Source organism: Cellulomonas terrae, assembly GCF_007990265.1.
GTDB lineage: Bacteria > Actinomycetota > Actinomycetes > Actinomycetales > Cellulomonadaceae > Cellulomonas > Cellulomonas terrae.
The window spans coordinates 326,847-339,572 of the sequence record NZ_BJWH01000001.1; the positions used below are offsets into that span (position 1 = coordinate 326,847).

Sequence of the window (12,726 nt, forward strand, 5' to 3'; positions counted from 1 at the left end):
GCGGGTCTGCCAGGAGTGTAGTACAACTTTGAACTAACAGTTTGGTTGACCGTTCAACAACCACGGAGGACAGACCATGAGCACCGCCACCGCCACCCTTCCCGCCGGCCTCACGACGGGCACCTGGGCCATCGACGCCTCGCACACGGAGGCCGCGTTCACCGTCCGGCACGCCGGGATCTCCAAGGTCCGTGGCGCCGTCGCCGTCACCGAGGGCACGGTCACGGTCGGCGAGGACCTGGCGAGCACCTCGGTCTCGGTCACGCTCGACCCGGCCACCGTCAGCACCGGCGACGCCAACCGCGACGGCCACCTCAAGAGCGGCGACTTCTTCGACGTCGAGAAGTTCGGCCAGTGGACGTTCGTCTCCACCGAGATCCGCCCGGCCGGCACGAGCTACGTCATCGCCGGTGACCTCACCATCCACGGCGTCACGCAGCCCGTCGAGCTCGAGACCGAGTTCAACGGCACCGCGGTCGACCCGTTCGGCAACACGCGTGCGGGCTTCGAGGCCACCGCCACCATCTCCCGCAAGGACTTCGGGCTCACCTGGAACGCGGCCCTCGAGGCCGGCGGCGTCCTGGTGTCCGACAAGGTCGTCATCGCGCTCGACGTGTCGACCATCAAGGCCTGACACAGCGCTCTGCACGGCGAGGGCCGGGTCCGTCGCGGACCCGGCCTTCGTCATGCTCACGCGCCGGTGCCGGTGCGCCGGCGGTCGTGGAACGCGAGGATCTGCAGCTCGGAGGCCACGTCCACGGCCCGCAGGTCCACGTGCGGCGGCACCCGCAGCGCGCGCGGCGCGAACGTGAGGATGCCGACCACGCCGGCCGCGACGAGCTCGTCGCACACGTCCTGCGCCACGGCCGCGGGTGTGGCGATGATGCCGATGGTCGCGTCGGAGCCGCTGACCACGTCGTGCAACGCTGCCGGCGGCTGCACCACCAGGCCCGCCACGGTCGTGCCCACCACCGCGGGGTCGGCGTCGACCAGGCCTACGACCGCGAACCCCCGCTCGGCGAACACCGAGTAGCTGGCCAGGGCGTGCCCGAGGTTGCCGATGCCGACGATGACGACCCGCCGCTGCGTCGTCAGCCCCAGCACGACCGAGATCTGCTCCGACAGGTGCAGCACGTCGTACCCCACCCCGCGCCGCCCGTAGGAGCCGAGGAACGACAGGTCCTTGCGCAGCTGGGCGGGCGTGACACCCGCCCCCGCGGCCAGCTCCTCCGACGAGGTGGTGACGACCCCGTCGGCCGTCAGACCGTGCAGGACCCGCAGGTAGCCCGGCAGCCGGGCGACGGTGGCGGTGGGCACGTCGCGCGCGCCGGACCGCCCGGTCGCACCCGGCTCCGTCGCCCTGGTGTGCGCCCGAGGTCCCCTTCGCTGCGTGTCCACATCGACTCCCGCGAACGCCCCGTGGGACCCGGTCGCCCGAGCCCTGGTGGTCAGGCTAGGGGGCGACGACCGGCCGCGGTAAGAGTTCGGCGCAGCCGGTTCGCGTCGATCCGCCAGTAGCCCTGCTGCACACCGTCGACCTCGACCACCGGCACCAGCTCGCCCAGCTCGGCGACGAGGTCACGCCCGGTCGTCGTGTCCGCGTCGATGTCGACCTCCGACCAGTCCGCCCCGGTCTCGTCGCACACGGTCCGCACCACCTCCCGCGCCTCGTCGCACAGATGGCAGCCGACCCGGCCGTAGAGCACCACACGCGTCATGGGCTCACGGTCTCATGTCGGTCTCACCGTCGTTACAGTGACCGGGTGCGTCAGGTGTCCGGGAACCCCAGCGCCCCCGCTCCCGTGCTGCGGGACCCGGGGTCCGGCCCGGACGGTCCCGGGGTGGGTGCGTTCTTCGACGTCGACAACACGATCATCCGTGGCGCCAGCTCGTTCCACCTGGCGGTCGGCCTCTACCGGCGCGGGTTCTTCCGCAAGCGCGACCTGCTCGAGTTCGGGCTGCACCAGTTCCGGTACCTGACGTTCGGGGAGAACAAGCACCAGATCGACGAGGTCCGCAGCCGCGCGCTGTCGATCATGAAGGGGCACTCGGTCGCGGAGGTCACCGCGATCGCGGAGGACGTCTACGACGAGGTGCTCTGCCTGCGGATCTACCCCGGCACGCAGCGGCTCCTCGACCAGCACATCGCCGCGGGGCACTCCGTCTGGCTGGTCACGGCGACGCCCGTGGAGATCGGGTCGCTGATCGCCCGGCGCCTCGGCGCGACCGGCTCGCTGGGCACGATCGCGGAGCACGAGGACGGCTTCTACACCGGCCGGCTGGTCGGCGACATGCTGCACGGCCAGGCCAAGGCCGACGCGGTGCGCGCGATAGCCGAGAAGGAGGGCATCGACCTGTCCACGTCGTACGCGTACGGAGACTCCACCAACGACGTCGCGATCCTGTCCGAGGTCGGCTTCCCGTGCGCGATCAACCCCGACCGTCGCCTGCGCCGCTACGCCGCCACCGTGGGCTGGCCGGTGCGCGAGTTCCGCACCCGCCGACGCAACGCCCGCCGCGGCACGACGGTGGCCAGCCTGGCCGGGCTCGCCTGGGCGGGCGGCCTCGTCGCGCGGGCGCTCCTGCGCTCGTGGCGCGGACCCGGCGGACCCGAGGACGTCCTGTGACGGTCCGGTCCGCCGAGCACGGCGAGCTCGACGCGCTCGCCCGGCTCGCCGCACTGACGTTCCCGCTGGCCTGCCCGCCCGGCTCCACCGCACAGGACCAGCAGGAGTTCATCGACACGGTCCTGTCGCCTCGGCGGTTCGCCGACTACCTCGACGACCCCGCGCGCGACGTCCTGGTCGCCGGCGACGACGAGCTCGTCGGGTACACCATGCTCGTCGCCGGCGAGCCGACCGACGAGGACGTGCAGGCCGCGCTCCACCTGCGCCCGACCGTCGAGCTGTCCAAGTGCTACGTGCACCCGGACCATCACGGCGCCGGCATCGCGAACGCGCTCATGGCCGCGTCGCTGGACGTCGCCCGCGCCCGCGGCGCGCACGGGATGTGGCTCGGCGTGAACCAGCAGAACGCGCGGGCGCAGGCGTTCTACGTGCGGTCCGGCTTCGCCATCGTCGGCACGAAGCACTTCACGGTCGGCACCCGGGTCGAGGACGACTACGTGCTCGAACGCCCGCTCTGATCCTGCTCGTCGCGCGTCGTGGCCACCGGCCAGCCCTGGTCGTCCCACGCCAGATCACGGAGCTCGAGCCGGAAGTCGCCCCCGGCCGCGGCGTCGTAGTAGTGGAACGCCAGGTGCCCCTGGGACACGGACTGCCCGCCCGGTCCGACCATGTCGCCCGTCGTGGTCAGCAGCTGCTCACCGCCGTCCGCCGTCATCTCCTTGCCGGACCGGTCGACGTACGGGCCGGTGACGTCCCGCGAGCGTCCGACGGCCACGCGAGCTCGACCAGCTGGATGCCGCCCCAGAACGACCCGAACGCCATCCACGGCGTGCCGTCCGCGTCGGTGATCCCGCCGGGGTCGATCGCGTTGTAGCTGGTCTCGCCGGGCTCCGACCGCAGCACCTCGCCCCGGTCGACCCAGGCGTAGTCGGGGTCGTCCGGGTCGAGAGTCGTGTTCGTCGTCAGGCCGATGGCCGACCGGTTGGAGCCGAACGTGAACGCCGAGTGGTGCCGATCGTCGGGCTGAGCCTGCCGCTGCTGGCCACCGGCTGGCTGGTCGACCAGCGGCTGACCAGCATCGACGCCCGCGCGGACTGAGCCGGCTCAGACGGCGGGCGCCTGCTCCCCCAGCGTCGACTCCCGGCCGACGATCTCGAAGTCGGTGATGACCTGGGCGAAGGGCTTGCCGGGCTCGAGCTCCTCGATGCGGGCGAGCAGCAGGTCCACGGCCGTCGTCGCGATCTGCTCCCGCCCGGGCGCCACGGTGGTCAGCGTCGGGGAGGAGTAGGCGGTCTCCTCGATGTCGTCGAAGCCGATCACGGCGATCTGCCCCGGGACGTCGATCCGGCGCGCGTGCAGCACGTGCAGGGCGCCCAGCGCGAGCGCGTCGTTGAGGCCGAACACGGCGTCGATCTCGACGCCCGAGTCCAGCAGCCGCTCCATCGTCTCGGCGCCCGTCGCGCGGTGCCACAGACCCGCCTCGCCGATGAGTGCGGGGTCCACCGGCAGGCCGGCCTCCTCGAGCGCCTGCCGGTAGCCCTGCACGCGCAGCGCGGCGGAACCGACCGTCTCCCCCTCGTGCGCGCCGATCACGGCGATCCGCCGGCGGCCCAGGTCGAGCAGGTGCTGCGTGGCGGCGCGGGCGGCCTCGACGTTGTTCATGGTGACGTGGTCGGCAGGACCACCGAAGATGCGTTCGCCGAGGAGGACCATCGGGTAGTCGACGTGGAGCGCCTCGGCGTCCTGCGGCCCGAGCTCGAGCGGCGAGAAGATCAGGCCGTCCGTGAGGTGCCGACGCTGCCCGGACAGCACGTCGAGCTCACGCTCCCGGACCGAGCCCGTCTGCTCGATGAGGACGGTCAGCCCACGGGCGTCGGCGGCGCGGATGACGGAGTCGGCGAGCTCGGCGAAGTACGGGAGCGACAGCTCGGGAACCGCGAGCCCGATGATGCCGGTGCGGCCGCGGCGCAGGTTCCGCGCCGAGAGGTTCACCTGGTACCCGAGGTCCGCGATCGCCGCCTCGACCCGCTCCTTGGTGGCGGGCCGGATGTACTGGTACCCGTTGACCACGTTGGAGACGGTCTTGATGGAGACCCCCGCCCGCGCGGCGACCTCGTGCATCGTCACCGCGGAACCCCGCTTGGCCGTGCTCATCGCCGTCTCCCTGGGTGCGCGCCCCTGCCGAGGGACAGAGTCCCAGACCACGGCAACTCTACATCGATGTAGAAGGCCCCCGCCGGAAGCACGACGGGCCCGGCAGCTGCCGGGCCCGTTCGTCGGAGCTGGCGACCTCACGGCCGCCAGGGCTCACTTCTTGTTGCGACGCTGGTGACGCGTCTTGCGCAGCAGCTTGCGGTGCTTCTTCTTGGCCATCCGCTTGCGGCGCTTCTTGATGACGGAGCCCATGGGGTCCTCACTTCGCTTCCGATGGAGGCCCGGCGACGGGCCGTTCTGGTGGTCGATCGACGCGCAGAAGAGATCGAGTGCTACCGAGTCGACCACGCACGAACAAAGTCCGAGGCTCTACCTTACGCGATCACGACGCCCCTCAGCGACGCGCGACTGCTTTCAGGACGTTCTGCGGTCCTGCTCCCGCGCCTCCACCGCCGGCGACGTCGCCAGGTAGTGGTCGAGCGCGTCCTGCGGGACGCGGAAGGAACGGCCGACGCGGACCCCGGGCAGCTCGCCCGAGTGCAGCAGGCGGTAGACCGTCATCTTCGAGACGCGCATGACCTCGGCAACCTCGAGCACCGTCAGGAATCGCGTGCGGCCAGGCTGGTCGCGCTGCTCGGTCATGTCGTCGTCCGTTCCGCCCGACGCGCGGCGGGCCCGCGCACCCACCCTGCGGGTGCCGGACCAGCGTAGTGGCGTGTGGGACACGTGGGATAGGGGTGACGCCTGGGACGTCCCTCGTCCGGCCCAGCGTCAGTCGTGGTCCGGGTCCAGGCCGAGGGACGGGAAGACTGCGGCGCGGGTCGCGCGGATCGACCGGTCGACGTCGTCGCCCGGGTCGTAGCCGCCCGACCACGGGCTGAAGCGGGCGTCGCGACCGTCGGTCATCACCTCCGGACCCAGCCGCCCGTACCGCTCGCGCACCAGTGACCGCCACGCGTCGGGGACCGGCGTCGACGGGTCCACCGGGTGGTGCGTCGCGATGCCGAGCAGGTGCGTCCACGACCGCGGCACCACGTCCACGACCGCGTACCCGCCGCCGCCCAGGGCCACCCAGCGACCGTCCGCGACCTCGTGCGCCAGCTCGTGGAGCAGCTGTGCGGCCCGCACCTGGCCGTCGATGCTCACCCGCAGGTGCGTCAGGGGGTCCAGCAGGTGCGTGTCGCAGCCGTGCTGCGTGACCAGCACGTCCGGGGCGAACGCGCGCACCACGGCAGGCACGACGGCGTCCAGCGCCCGGAGCCAGCCCGCGTCGCCGGTGCCCGACGGGAGCGCGACGTTGACGGACGTGCCCTCGGCGCCCGGTCCCCCGGTCTCGCGGGCGTGGCCCGTGCCGGGGAACAGCGCCTGCCCGGTCTCGTGCACCGAGACCGTGAGCACGCGGGGGTCGTCCCAGAAGACCGCCTGGACGCCGTCCCCGTGGTGGGCGTCGATGTCGACGTAGGCCACCCGCCGGGCGCCCGCGGCCAGGAGCGCGCGGATGGCGACCGCCGCGTCGTTGTAGACGCAGAACCCCGACGCCGACCCCGGCATCGCGTGGTGCAGCCCGCCGGTGACGTTGACGGCGTGCAGCGCGCGCCCCTCCCACACCGCGAGCGCCGAGTCGACGGACCCCTGCGCCACCCGCGCCGAGGCCTCGTGCATGTCGGGGAACACCGGGTCGTCGGACGTGCCCAGGCCGCGCGCCGCGTCCGGGGTTCCGTCCGTGGACGCGGCGTGCACGGCGGCCACGTACGCGGGGTCGTGGACGGTCTGCAGGAGCGCGTCCGAGGCCATCTGTGCGCCCACGAGCTCGACGTCGTCGCCGACCAGGAGACCGAGCTCCTCGGCCAGCCGGATGGTCAGGTCGAGCCGCTCCGACGTCATGGGGTGCCCGTGGCCGAAGTCGTACGCGAGCATCTCGCGCGACCAGACCACGCGCACAGGTGCTTGCGACGTCATGGGCTCACCGTCGCACCCGGGGCCCGCTGCTGTCGATCCGAGCGCCCCGAGCCTGTCGGGTCGATCCGCACGCCCGGGGCGTGCCAGAGTTGCCCCGACCGGCGAGCGCCGGGCCGGTTGCGGGAGGTGTGATGGCGCGGGGTGGCCCGGGCGTGGCGTGGCGGTGGCGGGAGTACGTCGACCGCTCGGCACGACAGTCCCCCGCACGGCTCGCGCTCGGCGTGTTCGCCCTCGTGATCGCGGTCGTGACCGCAGGCCTCTCGGCACCCTGGGCGACCGCCAGCGGTCGCCCGGCGCCGTTCGTGGACGCGCTGTTCACCGCCGCGTCCGCCAGCACCGTGACGGGCCTGGTCGTGGTGCCCACCGGCGAGTACTGGTCCGCGTGGGGCCTCGTGGTCATCCTCGTCGCGATCCAGATCGGCGGCCTCGGCGTGATGACGCTCGCGTCGCTGCTCGGCATGGCCGTGTCACGGCGGATCGGCCTGACGCAGCGGCTGCTCGTGTCGTCGGAGACCAAGGAGACGCGGCTCGGCGAGGTCGGGTCGCTGATCCGGACGGTCATCATCACGTCGGTGGCGCTCGAGCTGATCATCGCGGTCGTGCTGTTCCCGCGGTTCCTCATGTTCGACGAGAGCGTGGGATCGGCGGCCTGGCACTCGGCCTTCTACGCGATCTCCGCGTTCAACAACGCCGGCTTCGTGCCGACGCCCTACGGGCTCGAGCCGTTCGTGTCCGACTGGTGGGTGCTGATGCCCATCATCATCGGTGTCTTCATCGGCTCGCTCGGCTTCCCCGTGATCCTCAACGTCGCCCGGCACCTGCGCGAGCCGCGGCGCTGGAGCCTGCACTCGAAGCTCACCGTGACCACCAGCCTCGCGCTCGTCGTCGCCGGGTCCGTCCTCGTGGCCGCCTTCGAGTGGACCAACCCGGACACGTTCAAGCCGCTCGGCCCCAGCGCCACCGCGCTCGCCTCGTTGTTCGCCGGGGTCATGCCCCGGTCCGGCGGCTTCTCCACCGTCGACGTCGGCGAGATGCACGAGGGCACCTGGCTGCTCATGGACGCGCTCATGTTCGTCGGCGGTGGCTCGGCGTCGACCGCCGGGGGCATCAAGGTCACGACGCTCGCCGTGATGCTGCTCGCGATCCTCGCGGAGGGCCGCGGAGACAAGGACGTCGAGGCCTACGGGCGACGGATCCCCCGCGAGGCGCTCCAGGTCGCGATCGCCGTCTCGCTCGTCTCGGCGACGCTCGTGCTCGTCTCGTCGCTGCTGCTCCTGGCCATGACCGGACTCACGCTGGACAAGGTCCTGTTCGAGGTCATCTCGGCGTTCGCCACGTGCGGACTGTCGACCGGCATCACCGCGGACCTTCCCGACGGTGCCAAGTACGTGCTCACCGTGCTCATGTTCATCGGCCGGACCGGCACGATGACGCTTGCGGCCGCGCTCGCGCTGCGCAACCGTCGTCGGGTGATCCGGCTACCGGAAGAGAGGCCGATCATTGGCTGACAGGTTTGGCGACTCCCTCAAAGGGACGCAGAACGCTCCGCGCACGCCCAAGAAGGACTCCGGCGTCCTCGTCATCGGGCTCGGCCGGTTCGGGTCCTCCATCGCCGCGACCCTGGACCGGCTCGGGCAGGACGTGCTCGCCGTCGAGCGCAACCCCGAGCTGGTCGCGCAGTGGGCCGGCCGCATCGCGCTCGTCGAGGCCGACGCCGCCAACCCGGAGGCGCTCGAGCAGCTCGGTGCGCGCGAGTTCCCCGTCGCCGTCGTCGGCGTGGGGTCCTACCTCGAGGCGTCCGTGCTGATCACCGGCAACCTGGTGGACATCGGCATCCCGCAGATCTGGTCCAAGGCCATCAGCAACGAGCACGCGCGCATCCTGCAGCGCATCGGGGCGCACCACGTGGTGCTCCCCGAGGCCGACGCCGGCGCGCGCGTGGCGCACCTGGTGTCCGGCAAGCTGCTCGACTACATCGAGGTCGAGGACGGGTTCACCATCGTCAAGATGCGCCCGCCGAAGGAGACGCAGGGCTTCACGCTCGCGCAGTCCAAGGTGCGCGAGCGCTACGGCGTCACCGTCATCGGGGTGAAGAGCCCCGGCATCGACTTCGTCTACGCCACCCCGGAGACCCGCCTGTCCACGAACGACCTGATCATCGTCTCGGGCCACGCGGACCTCCTGGAACGCTTCGCCGCCCGCCCCTGACGGCGACGAGGGCGGCAGTTCACGACGAGCGCGGCAGTTCCGACTGCCGCGCTCGTCGTGAACTGCCGCGCTCGTGGCGCGTGGCGGGCGGTCTAGCGGCGGCGGATCGCCAGGAGGCGCTGCAGGACCACGAAGATCAGCAGCAGCGCGCCGATGAAGATCTTGGTCCACCACGAGCTCAGGGTGCCCTCGAAGGTGATGATCGTCTGGATCAGGCCCAGCACCAGGACGCCGAGCACCGAGCCCAGGACGAACCCGCTGCCACCGGTCAGCAGCGTGCCGCCGATGACGACCGCCGCGATGGCGTCGAGCTCCATCCCGACGCCCGTCAGGGCGTAGCCGGACCGCGAGAAGATCGCGAACAGCAGGCCCCCGAGCCCGGCACAGGTGCCGCTGATCACGTACACCAGCACCTTGGTGCGGGCGACGGGCAGGCCCATGAGCTTCGCGGACTGCTCGCTGCCCCCGATCGCGTAGACCGTGCGGCCGAACCGCGTGTAGTGCAGGGTCACGAACGCGATGGCCACGACGGCCAGCGCGATCACGCCGCTCGGGGTGATGACGAGGCCGTCGTCGGTGCCCCAGCGGGTGCGGGCGAGCGCGACGATGGTCGGGTCGGTGATCGGGATCGACTCCGGCGCCACGATGTAGCACAGGCCCCGCGCGAGGAACATCGCGGCGAGCGTCGCGATGAAGGGTTGTATCTCGAACACCTGCACCATCACCCCGACCACGAGGCCGATGACCGTGCCGACGAGGATCACCAGGGGGATGGCGACCGCGGCCCCGTAGCCGTGCGTGAACATCCACGCCGCGACGCAGCCGGAGAGCGCGACGACGGCGCCGACCGACAGGTCGATGCCCCCGGTGAGGATCACGAACGTCATGCCGACGGCGATCACCACGAGGAACGAGTTGTTGATGAGCACGTTGGCGATGACGCGGCCGGTGAGGAAGTTCTCGTATCGCGAGCCGCCGATGGCCAGCATGGCGATCAGGACGACCACGGTGCCCAGGACGGGCAGGTAGCGCTCGTCGATGCGGAACCTGCGGACGCGCGAGCCGAGCGACGGCCGCGCGTCGGCGGGCGCCTTCGGAGAGGTGAGCTGGTCGGTCGCCATCAGGCCGGAACCTCCACAGGAGCAGGGGCGGTGGCCCGTCTGCGGGCCCGCAGCTTGTGGCGGACCACGGGCGACTGCAGGAGGCAGACAAGGATGACGACGAGCGCCTTGAACAGCGACACGGCGTTCGCGGGGATGCCCAGGATGGTCACCGAGAAGGTCAGCGTGGTGATCACGAGGACCCCGACCAGCGTCCCGACCAGCGAGAACTTGCCGCCGGCCAGCGACGTGCCGCCGATGACCACCGCGAGGATCGCGTCGAGCTCGATGAACAGGCCGGCGTTGTTCGCGTCGGCCGCCATGATGTCGGAGCTGCGGATGAACCCGGCGACGCACGCGAAGAACGCGCACAGGACGTAGACGGTCCAGATGATCGTCCGGGCGCGGACGCCGGCGAGCCGCGAGGCGACGGGGTTGATGCCGACCGACTCGATGAGCACCCCGAGCGCCGTGCGCCGCGTGATGAGCGCCATCGCCAGGAAGAAGAACCCGGCGATGAGCGCCGCGACGGGCAGCCCGAGCCAGTAGCCGGTGGCGATCGTCTTGTAGGGGGCGCTGGTCACGGTCGTGATCTGGCCACCGGTGATGAGCATCGCGATGCCCCGGCCAGCGGTCATGATCACGAGCGTCGCGATGATCGGTTGGATCCCGACCACCGCCACGAGGAACCCGTTGAACACCCCGATCAGGAGGCAGACGAGCACGGCGCTGCCGATGGCGGACAGCACGACCGCGAGCGACTCGGGGTTGTCGGACGCGGCGATCTGGGACAGCGCGACGGCTCCCGCGATCGCCATCACGGCTCCGACGGACAGGTCGATGCCGCGCGTCGCGATGACGAGCGTCATGCCGAGGGCCACCAGCAGCAGGACGCTGGACCGTCGCAGGATGTCGATCGGCCCGCCGTAGAGGTGCCCGTCCCGGATGGTGATGTCCAGGAACGTGCTCGACTTCAGCACGCAGGCCAGCAGCAGCACGGCCAGGGCCACGATCGGCCAGAACAACCGGTGCCGGGCGACGGCTCCGGCAGAGGTCATGACGGAACTCATGACTGCCCTCCGCTCGCGATGAGGTGGACGACGTCGTCGGTGGTGACGTCGTCGGAGTTGGTGATCTCGGCGACCTTCCGGCGGTCGCGGAGCACGGCGATGCGGTGCGACAGGCGCAGGACCTCCTCGAGCTCGGCCGAGATGAACACGACCGCCATGCCCTGCGCGGCGAGGTCGGCCACGAGCTTCTGGATCTCGGCCTTGGCGCCGACGTCGATGCCGCGCGTGGGCTCGTCGAGCAGCAGGAGCTTCGGGGCGGTGGCGAGCCAGCGCGCGAGCAGCACCTTCTGCTGGTTGCCGCCGGACAGGTTGCCGGCGATCGCCTCGGGGTTGGCGGGGCGGATGCCGAGCGCCTCGATGTAGCGGTTCACGACCTCGTCCGACTTGCGCCGGGAGATCCGTCGCAGCCAGCCGCGGTCGGCCTGGAGGCCGAGCACGATGTTCTCGCGCACCGTCAGGTCCCCGACGATGCCCTCGGTCTTGCGGCTCTCCGAGGAGTAGACGATGCCGCGTGCCAGGGCGCTGCGCGGGGTGCGCAGCTTCGTCGGGACGCCCTCGACCCGGACCTCCCCCGAGTCCGCGTGGTCCGCCCCGTACAGGAGGCGCGCCAGCTCGGTGCGGCCGGAGCCGAGCAGGCCCGCGAGCCCGACGACCTCTCCGGCGTACACGTCGAGGTCGAAGGGCTCGATCGTGCCCTTGCGGCCGAGGCCGATGGCCTGCACGTAGGGCTGCGTCTCGGCACGCTCCGCGACGGATCGCTTCGGCGCCTCCTCAAGCTCCTCGAGGACGGCGAGCGCGCGGCCGATCATCTTCTGCACCAGCTCGACCCGGTCGAGGTCGGCCGTGCGGTACTCCCCGACGAGGGCGCCGTTGCGCAGGACCGTCATGCGGTCGCTGATCTCGTACACCTGGTCGAGGAAGTGGGACACGAACAGGATGGCGACGCCGCGGTCGCGCAGGGCGCGCACGACGTCGAACAGCCGGGCGACCTCGTCGGCGTCGAGGCTGGACGTCGGCTCGTCGAGGATGAGCACGCGGGCGTCGACGACCATCGCGCGCGAGATCGCGACCAGCTGCTGCACGGCCAGCGAGTGCGACGACAGCGACGACTTCGGGTCGATGTCGAGGTTCATGGTGCGCAGGTGCTCGCGGGCCGCGTTGCGGGTCTGCCGCCAGTCGACCACCCCGGCCCGCCGGACCTCGTGGCCGAGCATGATGTTCTCCGCCACCGACAGGTTGTCGCAGAGGTTGACCTCTTGGTAGACGGTGCTGATCCCCGCGGCCTGGGCCTGCGCGGGACCGGCGAACGTGCGCTCCTCGCCGTCGACGACGATCGACCCGGAGTCGATGGTGTACACGCCGGTGAGGGCCTTGATGAGGGTGGACTTCCCGGCGCCGTTCTCGCCCATCAGGGCGTGCACCTCGCCCGGGAAGAGCCGGAAGTCGACGCCGTCGAGCGCCTTGACCCCGGGAAAGGTGATGGAGATCCCCGTCATCGCGACGATCGGGGTGGGGTCCTGTGTAGTCACAGCGGTCATCGTCGACCTTTCGTCCGCGCCGGTCTCACGGTACCGGCAGGGCTGTGCCGCCCGGGGGGACGCGGAGGTC

General features: G+C 71.4%; 16 protein-coding genes. 5 read left to right on the top strand and 11 right to left on the bottom strand.

Annotated elements, in window-relative coordinates; all coding sequences use genetic code 11:
• Positions 1–76 precede the first annotated feature (76 nt).
• Complete coding sequence (locus CTE05_RS01605; RefSeq protein WP_146844348.1) at positions 77–634, top strand: YceI family protein; 558 nt, start codon at positions 77–79, stop codon at positions 632–634.
• Between the two features lie 56 nt (positions 635–690).
• Here CTE05_RS01605 and CTE05_RS01610 read toward each other — a convergent pair whose 3' ends face one another.
• A complete protein-coding gene (locus CTE05_RS01610; RefSeq protein ID WP_146844349.1) occupies positions 691–1,398 on the bottom strand; it encodes a redox-sensing transcriptional repressor Rex in 708 nt (235 codons plus the stop codon).
• Positions 1,399–1,448: 50 nt separating this feature from the next.
• Entirely contained in the window at positions 1,449–1,718 is a 270-nt protein-coding gene (locus CTE05_RS01615; RefSeq protein WP_146844350.1) for a glutaredoxin family protein, read from the bottom strand.
• A 54-nt stretch (positions 1,719–1,772) separates the two neighbouring features.
• On the opposite strand from CTE05_RS01615, the gene CTE05_RS01620 reads away from it, so the two are divergent.
• A complete protein-coding gene (locus CTE05_RS01620; RefSeq protein WP_371863343.1) occupies positions 1,773–2,627 on the top strand; it encodes an HAD family hydrolase in 855 nt (284 codons plus the stop codon).
• On the top strand, positions 2,624–3,145 hold the full coding sequence (locus CTE05_RS01625) for a GNAT family N-acetyltransferase (protein WP_146844352.1): 522 nt from the start codon (positions 2,624–2,626) through the stop codon (positions 3,143–3,145). The genes CTE05_RS01620 and CTE05_RS01625 overlap by 4 nt, the downstream gene beginning before the upstream one ends.
• On the opposite strand, the gene CTE05_RS20515 is transcribed toward CTE05_RS01625, so the two are convergent.
• From CTE05_RS20515 to CTE05_RS01650, 6 genes are all read right to left on the bottom strand, one after another.
• Positions 3,121–3,402 carry a glycoside hydrolase family protein gene (locus tag CTE05_RS20515; RefSeq protein WP_246123186.1) on the bottom strand — a complete coding sequence of 94 codons (282 nt, stop codon included), beginning with the start codon at positions 3,400–3,402 and terminating at the stop codon, positions 3,121–3,123. The two genes, CTE05_RS01625 and CTE05_RS20515, sit on opposite strands and share 25 nt — an antisense overlap.
• The gene (locus CTE05_RS20520; RefSeq protein WP_246123187.1) at positions 3,339–3,530 is read right to left on the bottom strand and encodes a glycoside hydrolase family protein; all 192 of its coding nucleotides are present in this window, start codon (positions 3,528–3,530) and stop codon (positions 3,339–3,341) included. Before CTE05_RS20520 ends, CTE05_RS20515 begins: the two co-directional genes overlap by 64 nt.
• 201 nt (positions 3,531–3,731) lie before the next feature.
• Positions 3,732–4,781: a LacI family DNA-binding transcriptional regulator gene (locus CTE05_RS01635; protein ID WP_246123188.1), complete on the bottom strand. Its 1,050-nt coding sequence runs from the start codon at positions 4,779–4,781 to the stop codon at positions 3,732–3,734.
• A 153-nt stretch (positions 4,782–4,934) separates the two neighbouring features.
• Entirely contained in the window at positions 4,935–5,033 is a 99-nt protein-coding gene (locus CTE05_RS01640) for a 30S ribosomal protein bS22 (protein WP_003792170.1), read from the bottom strand.
• Positions 5,034–5,195: 162 nt separating this feature from the next.
• Complete coding sequence (locus CTE05_RS01645; RefSeq protein WP_146844353.1) at positions 5,196–5,423, bottom strand: helix-turn-helix domain-containing protein; 228 nt, start codon at positions 5,421–5,423, stop codon at positions 5,196–5,198.
• 129 nt (positions 5,424–5,552) lie between these two features.
• Entirely contained in the window at positions 5,553–6,740 is a 1,188-nt protein-coding gene (locus CTE05_RS01650; RefSeq protein ID WP_146844354.1) for an acetoin utilization protein AcuC, read from the bottom strand.
• A gap of 131 nt (positions 6,741–6,871) precedes the next feature.
• Here CTE05_RS01650 and CTE05_RS01655 point away from each other — a divergent pair, with 131 nt between their 5' ends.
• The gene (locus CTE05_RS01655) at positions 6,872–8,248 is read left to right on the top strand and encodes a TrkH family potassium uptake protein (protein WP_146844355.1); all 1,377 of its coding nucleotides are present in this window, start codon (positions 6,872–6,874) and stop codon (positions 8,246–8,248) included.
• On the top strand, positions 8,241–8,948 hold the full coding sequence (locus tag CTE05_RS01660) for a potassium channel family protein (protein WP_146844356.1): 708 nt from the start codon (positions 8,241–8,243) through the stop codon (positions 8,946–8,948). Before CTE05_RS01655 ends, CTE05_RS01660 begins: the two co-directional genes overlap by 8 nt.
• Before the next feature lie 92 nt (positions 8,949–9,040).
• On the opposite strand, the gene yjfF is transcribed toward CTE05_RS01660, so the two are convergent.
• From yjfF to CTE05_RS01675, 3 genes are read right to left on the bottom strand one after another with little or no spacing between them, the layout of a single operon-like run.
• Positions 9,041–10,069 (bottom strand): galactofuranose ABC transporter, permease protein YjfF, encoded by a 1,029-nt coding sequence (yjfF, locus tag CTE05_RS01665; RefSeq protein WP_146844357.1) that lies wholly within the window; start codon positions 10,067–10,069, stop codon positions 9,041–9,043.
• Entirely contained in the window at positions 10,069–11,106 is a 1,038-nt protein-coding gene (locus CTE05_RS01670; RefSeq protein ID WP_146844358.1) for an ABC transporter permease, read from the bottom strand. Before CTE05_RS01670 ends, yjfF begins: the two co-directional genes overlap by 1 nt.
• Positions 11,107–11,114: 8 nt before the next feature.
• Positions 11,115–12,656, bottom strand: coding sequence for a sugar ABC transporter ATP-binding protein (locus tag CTE05_RS01675; protein WP_146844359.1), 1,542 nt, complete (start codon positions 12,654–12,656; stop codon positions 11,115–11,117).
• Positions 12,657–12,726: the final 70 nt, after the last annotated feature.

What these genes read in the sequence shown, in the direction of transcription:
- CTE05_RS01670 (WP_146844358.1), bottom strand. Translation starts at nt 11,106, where the DNA reads ATGACCTCTGCCGGAGCCGTCGCCCGGCACCGGTTGTTCTGGCCGATC.
- CTE05_RS01640 (WP_003792170.1), bottom strand. Translation starts at nt 5,033, where the DNA reads ATGGGCTCCGTCATCAAGAAGCGCCGCAAGCGGATGGCCAAGAAGAAG.
- yjfF (WP_146844357.1), bottom strand. Translation starts at nt 10,069, where the DNA reads ATGGCGACCGACCAGCTCACCTCTCCGAAGGCGCCCGCCGACGCGCGG.
- CTE05_RS01655 (WP_146844355.1), top strand. Translation starts at nt 6,872, where the DNA reads ATGGCGCGGGGTGGCCCGGGCGTGGCGTGGCGGTGGCGGGAGTACGTC.
- CTE05_RS01605 (WP_146844348.1), top strand. Translation starts at nt 77, where the DNA reads ATGAGCACCGCCACCGCCACCCTTCCCGCCGGCCTCACGACGGGCACC.
- CTE05_RS01675 (WP_146844359.1), bottom strand. Translation starts at nt 12,656, where the DNA reads ATGACCGCTGTGACTACACAGGACCCCACCCCGATCGTCGCGATGACG.
- CTE05_RS01645 (WP_146844353.1), bottom strand. Translation starts at nt 5,423, where the DNA reads ATGACCGAGCAGCGCGACCAGCCTGGCCGCACGCGATTCCTGACGGTG.
- CTE05_RS01635 (WP_246123188.1), bottom strand. Translation starts at nt 4,781, where the DNA reads ATGAGCACGGCCAAGCGGGGTTCCGCGGTGACGATGCACGAGGTCGCC.
- CTE05_RS01650 (WP_146844354.1), bottom strand. Translation starts at nt 6,740, where the DNA reads ATGACGTCGCAAGCACCTGTGCGCGTGGTCTGGTCGCGCGAGATGCTC.
- CTE05_RS01615 (WP_146844350.1), bottom strand. Translation starts at nt 1,718, where the DNA reads ATGACGCGTGTGGTGCTCTACGGCCGGGTCGGCTGCCATCTGTGCGAC.